Origin of the sequence: Streptomyces sp. NBC_00178 (assembly GCF_036206005.1) — a bacterium.
Taxonomy (GTDB): Bacteria; Actinomycetota; Actinomycetes; order Streptomycetales; family Streptomycetaceae; genus Streptomyces.
Genome location: NZ_CP108143.1, coordinates 834,520 through 853,819, shown reverse-complemented (window position 1 = coordinate 853,819; position 19,300 = coordinate 834,520). Strand labels below are relative to the sequence as shown.

Annotated in this window: 19 protein-coding genes and 2 pseudogenes; 9 read left to right on the top strand and 12 right to left on the bottom strand. The window is 72.2% G+C overall.

Annotation, left to right across the window (positions count from 1 at the left end):
* Window positions 1–134: 134 nt before the first annotated feature.
* Window positions 135–1,433, top strand: a complete 1,299-nt coding sequence (locus OHT61_RS03540) for a DUF6986 family protein (RefSeq protein ID WP_329034957.1) — start codon at window positions 135–137, stop codon at window positions 1,431–1,433.
* A 6-nt stretch (window positions 1,434–1,439) separates the two neighbouring features.
* Here OHT61_RS03540 and OHT61_RS03535 read toward each other — a convergent pair whose 3' ends face one another.
* Window positions 1,440–2,468, bottom strand: coding sequence for a LacI family DNA-binding transcriptional regulator (locus OHT61_RS03535; protein WP_329034955.1), 1,029 nt, complete (start codon window positions 2,466–2,468; stop codon window positions 1,440–1,442).
* Window positions 2,469–2,652: 184 nt separating this feature from the next.
* Here OHT61_RS03535 and OHT61_RS03530 point away from each other — a divergent pair, with 184 nt between their 5' ends.
* Window positions 2,653–3,621 carry an ROK family protein gene (locus OHT61_RS03530; RefSeq protein ID WP_329034953.1) on the top strand — a complete coding sequence of 323 codons (969 nt, stop codon included), beginning with the start codon at window positions 2,653–2,655 and terminating at the stop codon, window positions 3,619–3,621.
* A 42-nt stretch (window positions 3,622–3,663) separates the two neighbouring features.
* Here OHT61_RS03530 and OHT61_RS03525 read toward each other — a convergent pair whose 3' ends face one another.
* Complete coding sequence (locus tag OHT61_RS03525) at window positions 3,664–3,849, bottom strand: hypothetical protein (protein ID WP_329034952.1); 186 nt, start codon at window positions 3,847–3,849, stop codon at window positions 3,664–3,666.
* Window positions 3,850–4,047: 198 nt separating this feature from the next.
* Between OHT61_RS03525 and OHT61_RS03520 the strand changes: the two genes are divergently transcribed.
* The gene (locus OHT61_RS03520; RefSeq protein ID WP_329034951.1) at window positions 4,048–5,127 is read left to right on the top strand and encodes an NUDIX hydrolase; all 1,080 of its coding nucleotides are present in this window, start codon (window positions 4,048–4,050) and stop codon (window positions 5,125–5,127) included.
* Between the two features lie 211 nt (window positions 5,128–5,338).
* Here the strand turns inward: OHT61_RS03520 and OHT61_RS03515 are convergent, their stop codons facing one another.
* Entirely contained in the window at window positions 5,339–5,734 is a 396-nt protein-coding gene (locus OHT61_RS03515; RefSeq protein ID WP_329034949.1) for a hypothetical protein, read from the bottom strand.
* Between the two features lie 276 nt (window positions 5,735–6,010).
* Between OHT61_RS03515 and OHT61_RS03510 the strand changes: the two are divergent.
* Window positions 6,011–6,165, top strand: a pseudogene (locus OHT61_RS03510) (ISL3 family transposase); the annotation flags it as partial.
* A gap of 4 nt (window positions 6,166–6,169) precedes the next feature.
* On the opposite strand, the gene OHT61_RS03505 reads toward OHT61_RS03510, so the two are convergent.
* Together OHT61_RS03505 and OHT61_RS03500 are read right to left on the bottom strand one after the other, a co-directional pair.
* The gene (locus tag OHT61_RS03505) at window positions 6,170–6,613 is read right to left on the bottom strand and encodes a hypothetical protein (RefSeq protein ID WP_329034948.1); all 444 of its coding nucleotides are present in this window, start codon (window positions 6,611–6,613) and stop codon (window positions 6,170–6,172) included.
* A 515-nt stretch (window positions 6,614–7,128) separates the two neighbouring features.
* Window positions 7,129–8,493: a dipeptidase gene (locus OHT61_RS03500; RefSeq protein WP_329034947.1), complete on the bottom strand. Its 1,365-nt coding sequence runs from the start codon at window positions 8,491–8,493 to the stop codon at window positions 7,129–7,131.
* A gap of 193 nt (window positions 8,494–8,686) precedes the next feature.
* Between OHT61_RS03500 and OHT61_RS03495 the strand changes: the two genes are divergently transcribed.
* Window positions 8,687–9,952: a geranylgeranyl reductase family protein gene (locus tag OHT61_RS03495; protein ID WP_329034944.1), complete on the top strand. Its 1,266-nt coding sequence runs from the start codon at window positions 8,687–8,689 to the stop codon at window positions 9,950–9,952.
* Here OHT61_RS03495 and OHT61_RS03490 read toward each other — a convergent pair.
* A complete protein-coding gene (locus OHT61_RS03490; RefSeq protein ID WP_329034942.1) occupies window positions 9,936–10,391 on the bottom strand; it encodes a nitroreductase/quinone reductase family protein in 456 nt (151 codons plus the stop codon). The genes OHT61_RS03495 and OHT61_RS03490 overlap by 17 nt on opposite strands.
* Before the next feature lie 173 nt (window positions 10,392–10,564).
* Between OHT61_RS03490 and OHT61_RS03485 the strand changes: the two genes are divergently transcribed.
* The 3 genes from OHT61_RS03485 to OHT61_RS03475 all read left to right on the top strand — a co-directional run bounded on the left by OHT61_RS03485 (window position 10,565) and on the right by OHT61_RS03475 (window position 13,597).
* Entirely contained in the window at window positions 10,565–11,287 is a 723-nt protein-coding gene (locus OHT61_RS03485) for a TetR/AcrR family transcriptional regulator (RefSeq protein ID WP_329034940.1), read from the top strand.
* Between the two features lie 352 nt (window positions 11,288–11,639).
* Entirely contained in the window at window positions 11,640–12,935 is a 1,296-nt protein-coding gene (locus tag OHT61_RS03480; protein ID WP_329034937.1) for a sensor histidine kinase, read from the top strand.
* Window positions 12,932–13,597, top strand: coding sequence for a response regulator transcription factor (locus tag OHT61_RS03475; RefSeq protein ID WP_329034935.1), 666 nt, complete (start codon window positions 12,932–12,934; stop codon window positions 13,595–13,597). Before OHT61_RS03480 ends, OHT61_RS03475 begins: the two co-directional genes overlap by 4 nt.
* Here OHT61_RS03475 and OHT61_RS03470 read toward each other — a convergent pair.
* From OHT61_RS03470 to OHT61_RS03455, 4 genes are all read right to left on the bottom strand, one after another.
* Window positions 13,558–13,914: a DUF6332 family protein gene (locus OHT61_RS03470; protein WP_329034933.1), complete on the bottom strand. Its 357-nt coding sequence runs from the start codon at window positions 13,912–13,914 to the stop codon at window positions 13,558–13,560. The genes OHT61_RS03475 and OHT61_RS03470 overlap by 40 nt on opposite strands.
* Before the next feature lie 103 nt (window positions 13,915–14,017).
* Entirely contained in the window at window positions 14,018–14,758 is a 741-nt protein-coding gene (locus tag OHT61_RS03465) for a maleylpyruvate isomerase family mycothiol-dependent enzyme (RefSeq protein ID WP_329034931.1), read from the bottom strand.
* A 21-nt stretch (window positions 14,759–14,779) separates the two neighbouring features.
* Window positions 14,780–15,148, bottom strand: a complete 369-nt coding sequence (locus OHT61_RS03460) for an SCO4225 family membrane protein (RefSeq protein WP_329034928.1) — start codon at window positions 15,146–15,148, stop codon at window positions 14,780–14,782.
* 68 nt (window positions 15,149–15,216) lie between these two features.
* Window positions 15,217–16,458, bottom strand: coding sequence for an MFS transporter (locus OHT61_RS03455; protein ID WP_329034926.1), 1,242 nt, complete (start codon window positions 16,456–16,458; stop codon window positions 15,217–15,219).
* A 121-nt stretch (window positions 16,459–16,579) separates the two neighbouring features.
* Here OHT61_RS03455 and OHT61_RS03450 point away from each other — a divergent pair, with 121 nt between their 5' ends.
* Entirely contained in the window at window positions 16,580–17,794 is a 1,215-nt protein-coding gene (locus OHT61_RS03450; protein WP_329034925.1) for an ROK family protein, read from the top strand.
* A 33-nt stretch (window positions 17,795–17,827) separates the two neighbouring features.
* Here the strand turns inward: OHT61_RS03450 and OHT61_RS03445 are convergent.
* A pseudogene (locus OHT61_RS03445) lies at window positions 17,828–18,719 on the bottom strand (phosphotriesterase family protein).
* The gene (locus tag OHT61_RS03440; RefSeq protein ID WP_329034923.1) at window positions 18,716–19,300 is read right to left on the bottom strand and encodes a DUF4865 family protein; all 585 of its coding nucleotides are present in this window, start codon (window positions 19,298–19,300) and stop codon (window positions 18,716–18,718) included. Before OHT61_RS03440 ends, OHT61_RS03445 begins: the two are co-directional and overlap by 4 nt.

Below are 19,300 nucleotides of genomic sequence, written 5' to 3'. Positions count from 1 at the left end.
CCGCGTGGTGTTCTCCACCGCGCGGCCCCAGGCCGTTTCCGATCACCATTGACGCAGAACCAGGAGGCTTATAACTTCACTATGCGGATGATGAATTCCGGGAAGCGGAAACAGTGACGCTGGAGGGTACGGCCATGGGTCAGCAGGAGAAGGTGGCGACGAGCCTCGCCGGTGCGGTCGGTGAGGAGATCGGCGCCTCCCTGGCAGGGGTGGACGCCGAGCTCGCCCGCCGCTATCCGGGAGACCCCGGAACGCGCCAGCCGGTCCACACGGTCTACGTACCCGCCGACACCTTCACCGCCACCACCATCCGCAGCTGGGGCGACCAGGCGCTCGCGGCGCTCGACGAGCACGCCGCCGGCCCCGACGCCTTCGCCTCGGTCCTCGGGATCCCGCAGGAGCTCGCGGCGCCCGTCCACGACCGCGTACGCGCCAAACTGGAGCGCGAGCCCGTCGAGGACCTCCGCATCGATTTCGAGGACGGTTACGGGCCGCGCCCGGACGCCGAGGAGGACGAGGCCGCGGCCCGTGCGGCCCGGCTGGTCGCCGAGGCGTACGCCGACGGAACGGCCGCGCCGTACATGGGCATCCGCATGAAGTGCATGGAAGCCGCCGTGCGCGATCGCGGAATCCGCACCACGGACATCTTCCTGACCGGCCTCATGCGGGCCGGAGGCCTTCCCGACGGGCTCGTCCTGACGCTGCCGAAGGTGACCTACCCCGAGCAGGTCACCGCCTTCGTGCGGCTCCTGGAGGCCTTCGAGCAGGCCCACGGACTGCCGCCCGGGCGCCTCGGGTTCGAGATCCAGATCGAGACCAGCCAGTCGATCCTCGCCGCCGACGGCACCGCCGCCGTCGCCCGTATGATCGACGCCGCCCGCGGCCGGGCGACCGGCCTGCACTACGGCACCTTCGACTACAGCGCCTGCGTGGGCGTCAGCCCGGCCTACCAGGCGAGCGACCACCCCGCCGCCGACCACGCCAAGGCCGTCATGCAGGTCGCCGCGGCGGGCACCGGCGTGCGTGTCTGCGACGGCTCCACCAACGTGCTCCCGGTCGGGCCCACCCAGCAGGTCCACGACGCCTGGCGCCTGCACCACGGCCTCACCCGCCGCGCTCTGGCCCGCGCCTACTACCAGGGCTGGGACATGCACCCCGGTCACCTGCCCACGCGTTACGCGGCCGTCTACGCCTTCTACCGCGAAGGTCTGGGCCAGGCCGCCTCCCGGCTCGCCGCCTACGTGGCCAAGGCCGGCGGGGACGTCATGGACGAGCCAGCCACCGCCAAGGCGCTCAGCGGCTACCTGCTGCGCGGCATCGACTGCGGCGCCCTGGACTCCGCGGAGGTCGAGGCCTCGACCGGGCTGACCCGGGCGGACCTCGACGCCTTCGCGTCCCCCCGACGTGGCGCGCTCACCGTGACGGCGCCGTGAGCGGCCTCAGGCCGGCGGCAGTTCCCCCGAACCGCGGGGGATGAGCCGGGTCGGGAGCTCGACCCTCGCCGGCGGGTGGCCCGCACCGTCCAGACGGCGGAACAGGTGCTCCGCCGCGGTCCGGCCGACCGCGGCGGCGTCCTGCGAGATGACCGTGATGCCGAGCAGGTCGGCGAGTTCGATGTCGTCGAAGCCGACCAGTGCGATCCGGCGGTCGCACTCGGCGAGGACCCGCACCGCGGTCACGGTCACCCGGTTGTTGCCGGAGAAGAGCGCGGTGACCGGCTCGGGGCCGGACAGCATGGTCTCGACGGCCGTCCTCACCCGGTCCGGGTCGGTCGGGCCGAGGGACACCCAGGAGTCCTGGACCTCTATCCCCGCTTCCGTCAGAGCGGCGTGGTAGCCGCGGAGTCGCTCCGTCGCGGTGTGGATGCGCGGCTGGTCGCCGATGAAGCCGATCCTCCGGTGCCCGTGCGCGACCAGGTGTGCGACGCCCTCCCGGGCGCCCCCGAAGCTGTCCGAGAGCACCATGTCCGCGTCGACCCGGCCCGCCGGGCGGTCGACGAAGACGGTGGCGATGCCGGCCTTCATCTCGGGCTCCAGATAACGGTGGTCGTCACCCGCCGGAATCACGATCAGTCCGTCGACCCGGCGGGCGCACAGCGCGAGGACGAGCTCCTGCTCACGGTCGGGGTCCTCGGCGCTGGAGCCGTTGATCAGCAGGGCCCCGTGGGCGCGGGCCACCTCCTCGACGGCGCGGCTCAGCGGCCCGTAGAACGGGTCGGCGAGATCTTCGAGGACGAGTCCGATGGAGGCGGTGCGCCCCTTGCGCAGCACGCGCGCGCTGTCGTTCCTGCGGAAGCCGAGGGCGTCGATCGCCTCCTGTACGCGGCGTTCCGTGTCGGGCGTGACCCCCGGCTCGCTGTTCACCACGCGGGAGACCGTCTTGAGGCCCACTCCGGCCCTGGCCGCCACGTCCTTCATGGTCGGCCTGTTGCCGTAGCGTGACTCGGAATGACGGGTGGTCTCGGCCACGGTGTGCTGTCCTGTCGTCGGGAACGGGTGCTTCGGGCGCCTTCCCGGGGGTGCCGGGGAGCGTCCCGAAGCTGTGGCGTCGAGCATAGGCCCTGGACAACGTTGTCAACAGAATGGAGACTGGGGAGGACTGTCGACCGAAGTCGCAGGTCCTGCCCCTCACCCCTCCGGAGAGTCCACACCGATGCATACCGACCTCGTCGCCGCGCTCGACATCGGCGGCACCAAGATCGCCGGCGCGTTGGTGGACGGCAGCGGATCCCTCCTCGTACGGGCGCAGCGGCCGACGCCCGCGCGCGAGGGTGCCGAGTCGGTCATGGGCGCCGTGAGTGACGTCCTGGCGGAGCTGACCGCCTCCCCCCTCTGGTCCCGGGTGAGCGCGGTCGGGATCGGCAGCGCGGGCCCCGTCGACGCCTCCGCCGGCACGGTCAGCCCCGTCAACGTCCCGGGCTGGCGCGGCTTCCCGCTCGTGGACCGGGTCTCCGCCGCGACCGGCGGGATGCCCGTCTCGCTGGTCGGCGACGGGGTCGCGATGACCGCGGCCGAGCACTGGCTCGGTGCCGCCCGCGGCTTCGACAACGCGCTGTGCCTGGTCGTGTCCACCGGGGTCGGCGGCGGGCTCGTCCTCGGCGGAAAGCTGCACCCCGGCCCCTCGGGGAACGCCGGCCACATCGGTCACATCAGCGTCGACCTGGACGGTGACCTCTGCCCGTGCGGCGCGCGCGGCTGCGTCGAACGCATCGCCAGTGGGCCCAACATCGCCCGGCGTGCCCTGGAGAACGGCTGGCGCCCCGGGCCCGACGGCGACGAGACGGCTGCCGCGGTGGCCGCCGCCGCGCGGGCCGGGGACCCGGTCGCGGTCGCCTCCTTCGGAAGGGCCGCCCAGGCGCTGGCCGCCGGTATCGCCGCCACCGCCACCCTGACCGACATCGACATCGCGGTGATAGGCGGGGGAGTGGCGGGCGCCGGCGAGGTGCTGTTCGCGCCGCTGCGTGAGGCCCTGCGCGACTACGCCACGCTCTCCTTCGTCCAGGGCCTCACGGTCACCTCCGCGGTGATGGGCACGGACGCCGGTCTGGTGGGCGCGGCGGCCGCGGCCTCGGCCCTGCGGCCCGCCGGGGTCAACGGCGTACGGACAGCGGCCGCGAAGTAGGCGGAGGCCGCCCGGGGCCGTCCAGGAGCCCCCCGCGCCGGATCAGCGAGGCCTGCGTCCTCGGTCGGCGGTCTGCTGGGGCACGACCACGAGGAACGCGTCCCGCTCCAGGTCCATCACGACCTCCGCGGCCACGCCCTCGCCCCGGCGGGCCGCGGCGAACTCCTCGGCGGGCCGGCTGCCCCTCGGCCCTCCCGCGGGAAACTGCTCAAGTACCGTGCGGCGCACCGCGCACCCCCGTCGTCGTCCCTCTGGCTATCCGCTCCAACGACGTCCGCCGTCCTCCGTTACGGGCCGCCCCGCGCGTACGGGCGGGGCGGTGGAGCGCTCCCGGCTGCAGCCCCGGCGCAACCGCACCGCCTGTGCGGGGTTTCCGCAGCGGGGTGTTGCGGGCAAGCCACAGGGGGCTACGGAAGAGGGGGACCCGTGATCGTCTGGATCAACGGTGCGTTCAGCGCGGGCAAGACCAGCGTCGCTTGCGAACTGATCGATCTGATCCCGAACAGCACCCTGTACGACCCCGAGCTGATCGGCGGTGGTCTGCGCCGGATGCTGCCCCAGAAGAAACTCGCGGAGGTGACCGACTTCCAGGACCTGCCGATCTGGCGGCGCCTGGTGGTCGACACGGCCGCCGCGCTGCTCGCCGAGCTGTCCGGGGTGCTGGTGGTGCCGATGACGCTGCTGAGGCAGGACTACCGGGACGAGATGTTCGGCGGGCTCGCCTCGCGGCGCATACCCGTCCGGCATGTGCTGCTGACAGCAGAGGAAACGATCCTGCGTCAACGGATCGCCGCGCGCGAGGAGTTCTCCGACGACCCCGGCCACACCGGGCGGATCAGGGAACGGGCGTACGACCACATCGAGCCCTACCGGGCCGCGCTCGACTGGATCGAAGCCGACGCGCACACCATCGACACCAGCTCCCTGACCCCGCGGGCCACGGCGGAACGCATCGCCGAGGCCGTGAACAGCGGTGCGGCCAGGGAGTGCGGCATCGTGCAGACCCCCGCGCCGCGGGCGGAGACCGTGGCGGCCGGAGTCCTGCTCTTCGACGCACAGGACCGCGTCCTGCTCGTCGACCCCACCTACAAGCCGGGCTGGGAGTTCCCCGGCGGAGTGGTGGAGTCCGGCGAGGCCCCCGCGCAGGCCGGGGTGCGCGAGGTCGCCGAGGAACTCGGCCTGAGCCTCAGGAGACCGCCGACGCTCCTGGTCGTCGACTGGGAGGCCCCCAGACCGCCGGCGTACGGAGGACTGCGCTTCCTCTTCGACGGCGGCCGGCTGAGTGCGGAGGAGGCCGCACGGCTGCTCCTGCCGGGGTCCGAGCTGCGCGACTGGCGGTTCGTCACGGAGGAGGAGGCGGCGGATCTGCTGCCTCCCACCCGCTTCGAGCGGCTGCGCTGGGCCCTGCGCGCCCGGGAACGCTCGGCCGTGCTGAACCTGGAGGCGGGCGTCCCCGTCGGCGGACAGGTGACGCCGGCCGGCCGCTCACCGGGCGGCCGCCCGTAGCGCTGCCGGTTCGATGCCCGGGCAGCCCGGCAGGAGCCCGGCGGACCACCGGGGCCGAGCGTGCCGCTTCGGGCGGTGGCTTTGTCCGGGAGAGCGGACAGTGGCCATCCCACGACTTCGGAGGCACCGGAGCCGACCGAGAAGCCGAACGCTGCTTGAGATTCGACCCGAGAGACCTGACGAGGTGTAGGCGTGCGGCGGCCTGGACGGCTCAGTGGTCGCCCGTGTGGGGGCGCGCGGGGCGTGGCAGTGGCTGACGCCGGTCGCCCAGCGTCGTGAGCAGGAAATGGCGGGCGAGCGAACGTATGTCGTTCCACGCCGGATCTGTGGCGAGGGCGTTGGCCCAGGGGCCGATGCGGGAAGTGGCATCTATTCCGACAAGGCGACGGCCGACGGCCCGAAGGGCGCGTAGATCCTTGGGCTCGAAGGCTCCGCTCTCCGCGAGTCCTTCGGAGACGCGGCAGAGGAGCTCCGCCTCCTCGACGACGTCCTTCGTCTCCAGCTCGCGCCCGCCCAGCCAGGCAAGCTGATGATGGGTGTCGGCTGCGAGGAGGGCCATGAAACGCAACGTCCAGGTGCGCAGGTTCGCGTCGCCGAGATGGTTCATACGTGCAGGATCGCACCCCAACTCTCTCAAGCTTGTTCGATGAGGAGTAAGGGTGGCCATGGCCCGTACAGGTTGAAGCGTGAATGTTGTCGCAGTCGAACGGTGCCGGGCGATGGTGCTTCCCGAAGTGGTGAACACCTGCTGTCCGTTCTCAGGTTATTGCACAGCTTTCGCGCAGTGGCCACGATGAGTGACGGTTGAGCGTGAACAAGCGGCATGCGAAGTCGCCCGAAAATACGCCGTGGTCCGTGCGGCTGGGCCGACAGTCCAGGCTGCATTGACCGCGACCGTGACGCCGTCATCACCGGCCTCACCCTGCCCTGGAACTCTGGTGTCGTCGAAGGCCACGTCAACGGGATCAACATGCGGAACGTCGGATGTCCGGCCGTGCCGGCTTCGGCCTTCTGAGTAAGCGAGTCCTGTTGGCGTGACGCCCTAGACCGGCTCCTCGTACACATCGATCTCGGAGGGCACACGAGCAAGCAACAGTTCGAGGTGCCCCTCCATGACGGCGAGCCATTCATCGAGGTCCGCCTTGGCGTCGTGGAAGAACCAGGAGTCGAAGCTTCCCAAGGCGTCTAGGGCGGGTTCGCATTCGTAGCGGAGTTCGCAGTGAATTTGTACGTAGTGGTAGTGCTCACCGCCGTAGTCACTGATGTCGAACTGTCGCGTGAGGTCCACCGTGAACATCGGACGCCCGCTGAATGCGTACGTGCCGTACTGAAAGAGCAAGCCGTCTGGGTCGGGGGTGGGCGCGGTGGCAATGGGCTGCCGTGCGAATCGCTTGAAGGCCAGCCATGCAGCCCGCGTGGTCAACTCGGTCTTCGTCGATCGCTCGACTTCCAGTTCGACGCGCAGGTCATCGAGGGCTTTCTCCATCCACGCTCCGTCGTGCACGTCAGCTCTCCTCGGTTCGTGCATCAGCACCCCAACCTCGTAGAGCCGGATCAAATCCAATCCTGACCAGCGAGGCAGCTACGTCCCGGCTCGCAACGTTCCGTCACTGCTGCACGGAACCTGTGCCTGAACCCGTTCTCAGGTTCTGTGGTGTGGTCACTTTGGGAGCCGACCGGGCGGCTCCCAGCGGCGTCTGAGGTGAGCCCCATTCCTGCGCCGATCCTACGAGCTTCCGTCGCTCCGCTGCCTCGAGATTTCGAAGAAGATGCATCACGTAGTGTGGCCGCGTCACAGAAGTTGGACCAGTACCCGCTCTCATGAACGAAGTCAGGGCAGTCAGGCCGACGAGAGCCGCCTTCCGTGCGGTGGGCCGATGCCGCCGGCGCCCTGTCCACGCACCTGTGCGGCGCAGCGCGCGGGATACATGACGCACGCCGGTCCCGCGGGTACGCGGACGCGCCGCCGGACCAGGGGTCCGGCGGCACGCCGGTACGTCGTCAGACCGCCTTGGAGTCCGCGTACTTCCGCAGGAACAGCGCCTCGGCGACGGAGAGCCGTTCGAGCTCCTCGGGGGACACGCTCTCGTTCACCGCGTGGATCTGTGCCTCGGGCTCGCTCAACCCGATCAGGAGGATCTCCGCCTGCGGATACAGCGCCGCCAGGGTGTTGCACAGCGGGATGGACCCGCCCATGCCGGAGACCTGCATCTCCTCACCCGGGTAGGCGAGCCGCATGGCTTCCGCCATCGACGTGTACGCGGGGCTCTCGGTGTCGGCACGGAACGGCTGCCCGTGGCCCACCTGTTCGACGGTGACCCGGGCCCCCCAGGGAGCGTGCGACTCGAGGTGGGCGGTCAGCAGCTTCGTGGCCTCCACCGCGTCCTGGCCCGGCGGCACCCGCAGGCTGACCTGGGCCCGCGCGGATGCCTGGAGGGAAGGGGTGGCTCCGACGACCGGCGGGCAGTCGATGCCGACGACGGTGACCGCGGGCCTCGCCCAGATCCGGTCCGCGACCGTGCCCGTGCCGATCAGTTCCACGCCGTCGATGACCTTGGCGTCCTGGCGGAACTCGTCCTCCGGGTACTGCAGTCCTTCCCACCGGGCGTCGGCCGAGAGACCGTCCACCGTCGTCGTGCCGTCCTCGGCCCGCAGGGACGCCAGCAGCTGGATCATCGCGGCCAGCGCATCCGGGGCCGCGCCGCCGAACTGACCGGAGTGCAGATTGCCCGCGAGGGTGTCCAGCTGCACCCTGAGCATGGTCATACCGCGCAGGGTGGCGGTGACCGTGGGCAGACCCACCCGGAAGTTGCCGGTGTCGCCGATGACGATCGTGTCGGCGGCCAGCAGCTCCGGGTGCGCCTCGGCGTACCGTTCGAGTCCGCCCGTGCCCTGCTCCTCCGAGCCTTCGGCGATCACCTTGACGGAGACCGGGACGCCGCCGTTCGCCTTCAGGGCCCGCAGTGCGAGCAGGTGCATGATGAGCCCGCCCTTGCAGTCGGCGGCGCCCCGGCCGAACCAGCGCCCGTCGCGCTCGGTCAGCTCGAACGGCGGGGAGAGCCACGCCGCCTCGTCGAGCGGCGGCTGCACGTCGTAGTGGGCGTAGAGCAGCACGGTGGGCGCGCCGGCGGGGCCGGGCAGGTAGCCGTACACCGACTGGGTTCCGTCGGGGGTGTCGAGCAGCGCGACGTCCTGGAAGCCGTCACCCCGGAGCGTGTCGGCGACCCATCCGGCCGCTGCCTCGCACTCGCTCCTGGGGAACTGCGCCGGGTCCGCCACCGACCGGAAAGCCACCAGCTCGGTCAGCTCCGCCTTGGCACGGGGCATCAGCGAGGCAACGGTCTCGGAAATCGGACGGGCGGTCATGGGCACGCTCCTGGTGGGTGCGACGTTAGGACTATGGCGCGGTGTCGGCGCGACGGTGCGCGACGCCGTGGGTGCGACGTTGCGTGTACGACGAATTCATGGCTGATCCTCCCACAGCGGAGCTCGGCCGCGCCGCGCCGTAGGATGCCGTGAGCAGTTGGGTCACTGGTCGGATCGGGAGCAGAAGCACATCGTGAGCAGCGAGAACGCAGACGCCGGACGTGAGCCGGAAGAGTCGTCGTCGGTACCGCAGGAGTCTTCGGTATGGGACGTCGTCGTGGTCGGCGCGGGCCCGGCCGGAGCTTCCGCGGCGTACGCGGCAGCCGTCGCAGGGCGGCGGGTGCTGTTGCTGGAGAAGGCGGAGATCCCCAGGTACAAGACCTGCGGCGGCGGAATCATCGGGTTCTCCCGGGATTCCCTGCCTCCGGGGTTCGAACTGCCCCTGAAGGACCGGATCCACGCGGTGACCTTCTCGCTCAACGGGAAGCTGTCCCGCACCCGCAGGTCGCGTCGCATGCTCTTCGGGCTCATCAACCGGCCGGAGTTCGACGCCGGTCTGGTGGAGGAGGCCCAGAAGGCGGGCGCCGAACTGCGCACCGGCGCGACGGTGACGCGGGTGGAACAGCACGGGCCCGCCGTGCCGGACCGGCGCACCGTCGCGGTGGTGCTGGCCGGCGGTGAGACCGTGCTCGCACGCGCCGTCGTCGGCGCGGACGGCAGTGCCGGCCGCATAGGAGCCCATGTCGGAGTGAAGCTCGACCAGGTCGACCTCGGTCTCGAGGCGGAGATCCCGGTGCCCGAGACGGTCGCCGAGGACTGGGCCGGCCGGGTGCTCATCGACTGGGGCCCGATGCCCGGGAGTTACGGCTGGGTCTTCCCCAAGGGCGACACGCTGACCGTCGGCGTGATCTCGGCGCGCGGGGACGGCGCCGGGACGAAGCGCTATCTGGAGGACTTCGTCGGCCGGCTCGGGCTGGCCGGTTTCGAGCCGACGGTATCCTCCGGCCATCTGACCCGGTGCCGGAGCGACGACTCGCCGCTCTCGCGCGGCCGGGTCGTGGTCTGCGGGGACGCGGCAGGCCTGCTGGAACCCTGGACCAGGGAGGGCATCTCCTTCGCCCTGCGGTCCGGGCGGCTCGCCGGTGAGTGGGCCGTGCGCATCGCGGAGGCGCACGACGCGGTCGACGCCCGACGGCAGGCGCTCAACTACGCGTTCGCCATCAAGGCCGGCCTCGGTGTGGAGATGAGCGTCGGACGTCGGATGCTCCGGCTGTTCGAGCGGCGCCCGGGTCTCCTGCACGCGGTGCTCACGGGCTTCCGTCCCGCGTGGAACGCCTTCGCCGGGATCACCCGCGGGACGACCTCGCTCGCGGAGCTGGTCCGTTCGCATCCGCTGGCGCAGCGCGCTCTGCACGCGGTGGACCGACGGGGAGCGGACGGGGTCAGCTCCCGACCGTGATCCGGAAGACCGGGTGGTCCGGGCAGGCGGCCAGGATTTCGGCGTCCGTCGACTCCGCGGTGATGCCCTGGAAGTACTGGTCGACCTCCCAGCCCCAGCGCTTGAGGTAGGCGCGGACGATGCGTGCCTTCTGCTCGTCGTCCGCGATCTCCGCGGAGGTGAAGGCGCGGACCGTGCGCCCCACCTTCAGTTCGCCGCCGCCGGACACGCGCATGTTGCGTACCCACTGCGAGTGGCCGCGGGCGGAGACCAGGTACTGGTGGCCCTCGTAGGTGTGGGGGTTGACGGGGACACGCTGCATCCGCCCGCTCTTGCGGCCCCGTACGGACATCTCGGCGGATCCGAGGAGGCTGAAGCCATGGCGGGCGAGCCAGCCGACGACGTTGTTCATCCGCTGGGCGAAGGTGCCGGCCTGGAGGTAGTACGGCTGCTGCGACATCAGTGGGCTCCTACCGGGGGCGGTTGAGTGAACAGTGCTCTCTGGGTGAGCAGTGCTCTGCCTGCGAGAGCACTGCTCTCGGTTGAGATCAGTGTGCAGGAGTGTGGCGCACTAAAGCAAGAGCGCTGCTCTCTTTGCTGTTCGGTGCTCTGTTTTCATGGCAGGCTGGCACCATGAGCGCCATCCGAGGAGCAAGAGAACGTGCCCGTATCGAAGTCACCGCGGCGATCAAGGACGAGGCGCGGAGACAACTCGCCGCGGAGGGCGCCGCGAAGCTCTCCCTGCGCGCCGTCGCCCGCGAGCTCGGCATGGTCTCCTCGGCCCTCTACCGCTACTTCCCCAGCCGTGACGACCTGCTGACCGCACTGATCATCGATGCCTACGACGCGGTGGGTGAGGCGGCGGAGGCCACTTGGGAGGCGGCTCGTGGTGCGTCGGCCGCTCACCCCGCCCGGTGGACTGCGGTCGCCTGCGCCGTGCGGGACTGGGCGCTCGCGCATCCGCACGAGTACGCGCTGATCTACGGCTCTCCCGTCCCCGGCTACATCGCCCCCCAGAACACGGTCGGTCCCGCGTCACGCGTCGGCCTCGTCCTGGTCGGGGTCGTGCGCGAGGCCCACGGCACCGTCGGACTGGCGACGCCCCCGCTCGCCGCCGACCTCCGCCCGGAGGCGGAGCGGATGGCCGCCGACCTGGCCGCCGACCTGCCTCCCGCAGTGGTGGCGGCACTCGTCGCGGCATGGGCCCAGATCTTCGGGCTGGTCTCCTTCGAGCTGTTCGGCCAGTTCCAGCGGGTCGTGGAGGACCGCGAGCCGTTCTTCCGGCGGACCGCCGAGGAGCTCGGACACGCGGTCGGACTCCTGGGCGGACAGGGCTCGGGAAACCGGGGAGCCTGACGAGGCGGGAGTACGCTAGCGGCGGCAGGCGAGCGGAGGGCCGCGCGTCCACGGCTCGCGCGGCCTGCTGCGGCCCGGCGCTGCGGGTGGGGCGGCCGCCCGCGGCGTAACCCCGGCCGACACCGCGCAAGGCCGCACCTCCGGTCCGCCCGCTCTGCTCACCCCGGTCCGCACGCCCTGGCCCGCCCCTCATCGGCTCACCCCTGGTCCGCACGCCCCGGCCCCCCGAGCCCGTCCCTACCGTGCCGCCCCGAACGCGCTCGATTCCCGGGCCGCTACTCCGCCGGGAGTACGCGCGTCCACCACGTCAGGCCGACGCGCGTCGGGTGCCCGCGCGTCTAGCGTTGCGGGTATGCGCCATCAGCGAGCCCGTCCGGGTGCCGTACATCACCGGGCGCCGGAGCCGTCCCACCGCACGGAGGGCCAAGGTCCCCCATGGCTCAGGGATGGGGGCGACGGAGGCCGGGGGGCCCGAGGCCGCCTGCCCTGGCTCTCGACCGTCGTGCTCGCCGCGGCCGTCCTGCTGGGGACGGCCGTCGCCGCCCACGGTCAGGGCCGGGAGCCGCTCGGTGTCGTCGGCCGCCTGCTGCTGGCCGCAGCGGTGGCCGTCCTGCTCGTACGCCATCGCCACCCCGCGGTGGCCGTCAGCGGTACGTGCGCCGTGACACTCGCCTACCTCTGCCTGGGCTACCCGTACGGCCCGGTCTTCGTCGCCGTCGCGGTCGGTTGCTTCAGCGCCATCGCGTCGGGGCACCGACGGGCGGCCTGGTGGTCGCTCGGTGTGTTGTGGGCCGGCCATCTGCTCGCCGCCCACTGGCTCTACCGGTGGCTGCCGCCGGACGGAGACGGCCCGGCCCCCTGGGGTCAGGAGGCGTTCGTGTCCGCGTGGGTCGTCGCGATCCTCGCCGCGGCGGAACTGCTGAGGGTGCGCCGTGAGCAGTGGGCGGCCGCCCGGTCGGCGCGCGAAGCCGAGGAGAAGAGGCGCGCCGACGAGGAACGGCTGCGCATGGCGCGCGAACTCCACGACGTACTCGCCCACAGCATCTCCGTCATCAACGTCCAGGCCGGAGTCGGACTGGCCCTGCTCGACTCCGACCTCGAACAGGCCCGCACCGCGCTCACCACGATCAGATCGGCCAGCAAGGAGGCGCTCGGCGAAGTGCGCCAGGTGCTGGAGAGTCTGCGTACCCCCGGTGACGCCCCGCGGGCACCCGCGCCCGGGCTAAACCGTCTGCCCGAGCTGATCGAACAGGCGGCCGCGGCCGGTCTCGCCGTGGACGTCGGGACGTCGGGCGCGCGGGAACCCCTTCCGCCGGGAGTCGACCTCGCCGCATTCCGCATCGTGCAGGAGGCCCTGACCAACGTGGTGCGGCACTCCGGGTCGCGCACCGCGGACGTCCAGGTCGTGTACGGGGGCGCACGCCTCAGGCTCCTGGTGGACGACCGGGGGCCCGCGACCGCGGGCGACGCCGGGGGCAGCGGCAACGGGCTGGCCGGGATGCACGAGCGGGCGGCTGCTCTCGGCGGGAGTGTCGACGCCGGGCCGCGCGCCGACGGAGGCTTCCGGGTCGCGGCGGAGATCCCACTGCCCCCCGGCCGGGCGGCTCCCGCCCCTCGGAACGATGCGGACAGGGAGGGAACGACGTGATCCGAGTGCTGCTCGCCGACGACCAGCTACTGGTCCGGGCCGGGTTCCGGGCGTTGCTGGACGCACAGCCCGACATCGAGGTGGCCGGTGAGGCCGCCGACGGTGCGGAGGCCGTGCGGCTGGTGCGCGAACTGCGCCCGGACGTCGTGCTCATGGACATCCGGATGCCGAGGACGGACGGCCTGACCGCCACCCGGACGATCACCGAGGACAGGGCCCTGCACGGCGTGAGGGTGGTCATGCTGACCACCTTCGAGCTCGACGAGTACGTCTTCGAGGCCATCCGTTCGGGGGCCTCGGGTTTCCTGGTCAAGGACACCGAGCCGGAGGAGCTGCTGAGAGCGGTGCGTGCCGTGGTGGGAGGGGAGGCGCTCCTGTCTCCCGGTGTCACCCGTCGGTTGATCGCCGAGTTCGCCGCCCGTTCCAAGCAGCCCGCGTCGGCCACGGTGCTGGACGAACTGACCGATCGTGAACGAGAGGTCATGGCTCTGGTCGGCATCGGGCTCTCCAATGCGGAGATCGCCCGACGGCTCGTCGTCAGCCCACTCACCGCGAAGACCCACGTCAGCCGGGCCATGGTCAAGCTGGGCGTGCGGGACCGGGCTCAACTGGTCGTGCTCGCCTACGAGTCCGGGCTCGTGCGTCCCGGCTGGCTCGACTGAGCCGGCTGTCCGACCCGGGTGCCGGTCACGTTGGGCCGTCCGCCCCGGGCGCCGGGCCGGACCAGCTGTCCGCCATGGATCCCGGACCTCCGCCGGAACCGCAGGAGTACATACACCACGCGTACGACGAACGCCAGGGCGCCCAGCACCGCCCCGGTCCACATCAGCAGGCGCTCGCCGGTGTCCGGCAGTTCGAGGAGCAGGGCGGGGAGTGACACCCCGACGAAGGTGGCGACGGCCACGAAGGCTCCGCTCACCAACGCGTAGCCGGTCTCGACGGTCGCGGCGTCCCGGTCCGCCTGCGTGCGATGCTGCATACCCGGAGTGTCACAGGAGCTACGGCCGGCGACAAGTTTCCGGCCCGGCGGTGTGACCGTCGTCCCGGCAGGCGTTCACCGCGGGGACGGCGGCGGGCCGCCGTCAGACCGCGGAGTTCTCCGCCCACAGCGCGGCGACGCCGGCGTCCCCCGAGATCTCGACCGACGACAGAGGCGCCCGGTTCCACAGGGCCAGGTAGAGCGCCTCGGCGGTTCCGCTCAGGGTGCAGTCGGCCGGCCCCGAGGTGTCGCCGCCGCGTACCGTGCGGGGCGGCTCGTCGGAGAGGCGAACGGTCCAGGCCGCCTCCGTGTCCACGGCCTTCACCCGCAGTGTGCGCGGGGCGGCGGACCGGACACGGCTCCTGGCGCGCGCGTGGAAACCGGCCAGCAGTTCGTCGATGCCGTCGGCGGCGAGCCCCGGAGGTACGAGCGCCGGGGTGCCGCCGCCCGCCGATTCGGCGTCCACCCGGTGGACGGCGGTCTCGTGCGCCTGCCGCCGTGCCCAGAACGCGAGGGGGGACGGCGCGGGGAGGAAGGTCCAGCACTCCAGTCCGGCGGGCGCGGAGTGCAGTGCGTGGACGAGCCGGCCGTGGCCCTCGGTGAACCAGTCGAGCAGGGCGTCGCCGTCCAGATCGGACTCCTCGTCGACGGGCCTGAACGCCCGGTGCCCCTCGGCGACGAACGCGGTGGCCCAGCGGTGCACCGCTCCGGTGTGCCTGAGGAGGTCGCGCACCCGCCACCCCGGGCAGGACGGGACAGGCGCGTCCGGCCCCGCCTGCCGGGCGGCGGAGGCGAGTGAACGGCCGTCCGCGGAAAGGGATGCCAGGTGATCCGGTATGTCCACGGCGGTGATTGTGCCAGAGCGTCAGACGCCCTGCGGGTGCGCCGGGTGCTCTCGGCCGGCCCGGCGCACCAGGCGTGAGAACCAGCCCAGCGCACATGCCTGGACGAGTACGGAGACGACCAGGGCGAGGTAGACGAACCAGGCGGGGCCCGCCGTGTCCGCTCCTGCCAGCGAACTGCCGAGGAAGAAGGCGAAGACGGCCGGCGCGGCGAGGAGGAACAGCCAGACGCCGGCGAACGAGGCGTCGTCATGCGTCACGAACAGCGTGTCCACGGCGACGAACACCGTGACCGCGAGGACGAGGCCGAGGTAGATCCGTGAGGCCGTGTTGCCGAAGGTCAGTCGCGCCAGTGCGCCGAGCCGCTGCTTGTCGATCAGCCGGTGACTCATGTTCCGCTCCCCGTCGTTAGGTGGTTCCTCCATCGTCCGCCGGGTCGGGAACAGGTGCCTGAGTACGGCTACTCAAACCGCTCAGGTGTTCCCGCGTTGCGGGCGGCGAAGCCCAGAACCGCCGCGGTGGCGGCGAGGAGCGTCACGGTCGTGAGGGCGGCCGGGAGTGAGCGCCAGTCGGCCAGGAACCCGATCACCGGCGGTCCCAGCAGCATTCCGCCGTAGCCGAGCGTCGATGCGGCGGCGACTCCGTCCGGGCCTGCGAGCGCCCCGGCCCGTCCGACCGCCACGGGGAAGATGTTGGCCAGTCCCAGGCCCGCCACGGCGAAGCCGAGCAGGGTGAGCCAGACGGTCGGGGCCAGCGCGCCGAACAGCATCCCGACAGCGGCCGTGGCCCCTCCTGCCACGAGCGTGCGGGTCTGCCCGAACCGTTCGAGGAGTGCGGTGCCGCTGAGCCGTCCGATGGCCATCGTGAGCGCGAACAGCGAGTAGCCGGCCGCGGCGAGGCCGGGGTCGGCCCGCAGGTCCTGGCTGAGGTGCAGCGCGCCCCACTCCGCCAGCGCGCCCTCGCCGTACGCCGTGCAGAGGGCGATGACACCGAACAGGGCCACGACCCGGCGGGTGTGCGGGCTCATCCTGTGCGGCTGCCGCTCCCCGGCAGCGACGCCCGGCTCCTGTGCGGGTGCCGCGGCCGGCGTCCCGCTGCGCAGGAGCGCGGGCCCGGTGACCGCGGTGACGAGGAGTCCGACGCCGGTCAGGGCCAGGAGGTGACTCCCCGGCGACAGGCGGGAGGCGACCAGGCCGCCCAGCCCGGCGCCCGCCATGCCCCCGAAGCTGAAGGCCGCGTGGAAGCTCGGCATGACCGGCCGGCGCATGGCGCCGACCAGATCGACCGCCGCGCTGTTCATCGCCACGTTCATGCCGCCGTACGCCGCGCCGAAGACCAGCAGGACGAGGCCCAGCGTGAGGGCTGAACCCGTGCGCGCGGGGAGGGCGATGCTCAGCGACAGCAGCACCCCGCAGACCACGGTGACGGCGTGGCTGCCGTAGCGACGGCAGAGGGCACCCGTGAGCATCATGGTGATCACCGCGCCCGCCGAGACGCCGAGCAGGGCCAGCCCCAGAGTGGACGCCGTCGCTCCGGTCCGGTGCTTGATGGCGGGGATCCGGACCACCCATCCCGCGAACAGGAAGCCGTCGAGGGCGAAGAACACGGTCAGCGCGGTACGGAGGCGAGTGAAGGAAGGCGGGGCGGTGCTTCCGCCGGATCCCCCCGGCAGGGCCGTCCGCATTTTGTTTCGTTGCGGCACAAAGTGAGCATAGGGCCCTGCCCGCAGCGTGTGCAAGACGGTCGTCGCGGTGTCCGGCCGGTGAACGCCGCGGGATGCCGCAGCGTCGGCGGCGCCTCAGGATCATGGGAGACTCGCCCCCATGAACGGCAAGTCGACCACCACGCGGACGAAGTTGGAGCGGGGCCGCAGCGCGCTCGGGCCCGCCCTGGAGCTCGTCCACACCGGGCGCGCCCCCACGCGTGCCGTGCTGACCTCCGAACTCGGCGTGACCCGTGCCACCGCCGGTGCGGTGGCCGCCGAGCTGGAAGCGCTCGGGCTCATCAAGGTCGACTCCAGCCCTGGTTCCGCGGCGGGCTCGCAGGGCCGCCCCTCCCACCGGCTCTCCGTCCTGGACAGCGGCCCGGTGGCGCTCGCCGCCCAGGTGCACTCGGACGGTTTCCGGGCCGCGCTCGTGGGGCTCGGAGGCAGGATCGTGGCCACCGCCCCCGGCTGCGTCGCCGTCATGGCCGACCCCGCCCAGGTGCTCGGCGAGGTCGTCGAGGCGGGCGCCCGGCTGCTGCGTGACAGCGGACTGCGCTGCGTCGGCGCGGGCCTCGCCGTGCCCTCCGCGGTGGCCGAACCCGAGGGCACGGCGCTGAACCCGCTGCACCTCGCCTGGCCCGCGGGTGCGCCCGTCCGGGAGATCTTCGCCGCGTGCGTACGCGAGGCGGGCATCACCGAGCCCGCCTTCACCGGGAACGACGTCAACCTCGCCGCCCTCGCCGAACACCGGCACGGCGCGGGACTCGGCGCGCAGCACCTGCTCTGCGTCGCCACCGGCCACCGTGGTGTCGGCGGCGCACTCGTCCTGGACGGCCGCCTGCACACCGGCAGTTCGGGACTCGCCCTGGAGGTCGGGCACCTCACGGTGAACCCCGAGGGCCGCCCCTGCCACTGCGGCGGACGCGGCTGCCTCGACGTCGAGACCGACCCGCTGGCCTTCCTCACCGCCGCCCGCCGGGAACCGGGACCCGAGGAGTCCCTGCTCAAGCAGTCCGGCGACCTCCTGCGCGCCGAGTACGACGACCCGGACGTACGGGCGGCCTCCGAGGAGTTGATCGACCGCCTCGGCCTCGGCCTCGCCGGCCTGGTCAACATCCTCAACCCGGACCGGATCATCCTGGGCGGGCTGCACCGTGACCTCCTGGAGGCCGACCCGGAGAGGCTGCGGGCCGTCGTCGCCGACCGCAGTCTCTGGGGCCGCAGCGGCAGTGTGCCGATCCTCGCGTGCACCCTCGACCACAACAGCCTGGTGGGCGCCGCCGAACTGGCCTGGCAGCCCGTGCTCGACGACCCGCTCGCCGCGCTGGCCTGACCCCCCGCGGGAGGACCGGCGGCCGGGCGGGGGTCAGGCCTCCGACAGGGCGAACGCCCGCGCCGGATTCGCGACGATCACCGCCTCCAGGACCTCCTCCCCGAGCGTCGCGGCAAGACGTGGGCGCAGCCGCCGCAGAAGGTGGCCCATGCCCGGTGTCTCCGGCACCGTCGTGTCGCCGCCGAGCAGCAACTGCCCCCCGAAACCTGCCTCGACGAGGGCGGCCAGCTGGTGGGGAAGCCGCCAGTCCGTGGCGTGGTGGGCTCGGGAAGGGCCGTCGAACGCCAGGAACGCACCCGACCGGGCGGCATCGAGCTGCGCCACGATGTCGGGGAACCGCCCCAGGTGCCCGAGGATCACCCGCCGCGGGTCCACCCCCGACGCGCCGCACAGCAGGTCCAGTACCTCGGCCGCCCCCGTCCCGAGCTCCAGATGGACGGCGATCGGCGCCCCGGTGCGGTGATGGGCCCGGGCGGCCGCTTCCATGGTCCGCGCGGCGTGCTCGTCGACGCCGTGGAAGGCTCCGGCCACCTTGATCAGCCCGGCCCGGACGTCCGTACCGCCGATCCCGTCGGTGAGTTTCGGAGACGAACAGCTCCTCCAGGTGCGGCATGATCCGGGCGAGCAGGTCCGGCGAGTAGTGGGCGGCCTGATGCAGCCCGGTCGCCGCGACGATCCGGGTGCCGGTCTCCCGGGACAGGGTCACCAGGTCCCCGGCCCGCCTCCCCATCCCGTACGGGGTCCACTGGACGACGGTGCGCCCGCCGAGGCCGTGGAAACTCCGCAGCCGCTCGCGCGCCTGGTCCAGGTCGTCCAGCTCCCGGCCGGGGAGCGCCGGGGTGCGGAGGAACAGGTGGTCATGCGCGTCGCAGAGCCCCAGATCCCCTGCGGGGACGTCACCGAGGACCGTACGGACCCGGCTCACCACTGCCTGCCGCGGGCGAGCCGGTCGCGGTCGGGCGCCGACAGGTGCAGCACCTCGCAGCGGTCGCCGGGGAGCTGTCCGGGCGGCTCGTGGTCCCAGAGGGAGAAGTGCAGCAGTTCCCAGTGGCGCGGGTCGACGGCGACCGCGGTGGCTACGGCCCCCGGCCGTGCGGCCGTTCGCGCGCCCTCCTCGATCGCGGCCTGGACGGCCCGCGCCGGCGCGACCGTGCCGGGGACCGTCTCACGGTGGCGGACGGCGGTGCGGGGGAGCGCCGTCGGCGCGGAGCCCTCCTGGTAGGAGAGCCCTGTCCAGTGCTGCACCGAGGGACGGCCGAAGTCATCGACGACGCCCTGGAATCCGGGGCCCCACAGGAACGCGTTCATGCCCTCCGGGGCCGACCACAGATACAGCGGAGCGTACTGGTTGACCGGCGAGTCACGGCCGCGCTCCCGGATCAGGTACGCCTTGAGGCCCAGCCCGGGGAAGTCGTCCAGGAGGTGCCCCCTCGTCGCGACCCGTTCGCGGATGATCCCCATGTCGTAGTCGGCGGGCAGGGTGATCTCGTAACTCATGGCGTGCAC

Bases quoted from the DNA above. Each gene is read 5' to 3' on its own strand.
- OHT61_RS03485 (WP_329034940.1), top strand. From the start codon at position 10,565: ATGAGCGCCATCCGAGGAGCAAGAGAACGTGCCCGTATCGAAGTCACC.
- OHT61_RS03500 (WP_329034947.1), bottom strand. From the start codon at position 8,493: ATGACCGCCCGTCCGATTTCCGAGACCGTTGCCTCGCTGATGCCCCGT.
- OHT61_RS03460 (WP_329034928.1), bottom strand. From the start codon at position 15,148: ATGAGTCACCGGCTGATCGACAAGCAGCGGCTCGGCGCACTGGCGCGA.
- OHT61_RS03480 (WP_329034937.1), top strand. From the start codon at position 11,640: ATGCGCCATCAGCGAGCCCGTCCGGGTGCCGTACATCACCGGGCGCCG.
- OHT61_RS03490 (WP_329034942.1), bottom strand. From the start codon at position 10,391: ATGTCGCAGCAGCCGTACTACCTCCAGGCCGGCACCTTCGCCCAGCGG.
- OHT61_RS03505 (WP_329034948.1), bottom strand. From the start codon at position 6,613: ATGGAGAAAGCCCTCGATGACCTGCGCGTCGAACTGGAAGTCGAGCGA.
- OHT61_RS03530 (WP_329034953.1), top strand. From the start codon at position 2,653: ATGCATACCGACCTCGTCGCCGCGCTCGACATCGGCGGCACCAAGATC.
- OHT61_RS03540 (WP_329034957.1), top strand. From the start codon at position 135: ATGGGTCAGCAGGAGAAGGTGGCGACGAGCCTCGCCGGTGCGGTCGGT.
- OHT61_RS03450 (WP_329034925.1), top strand. From the start codon at position 16,580: ATGAACGGCAAGTCGACCACCACGCGGACGAAGTTGGAGCGGGGCCGC.
- OHT61_RS03470 (WP_329034933.1), bottom strand. From the start codon at position 13,914: ATGCAGCATCGCACGCAGGCGGACCGGGACGCCGCGACCGTCGAGACC.
- OHT61_RS03515 (WP_329034949.1), bottom strand. From the start codon at position 5,734: ATGAACCATCTCGGCGACGCGAACCTGCGCACCTGGACGTTGCGTTTC.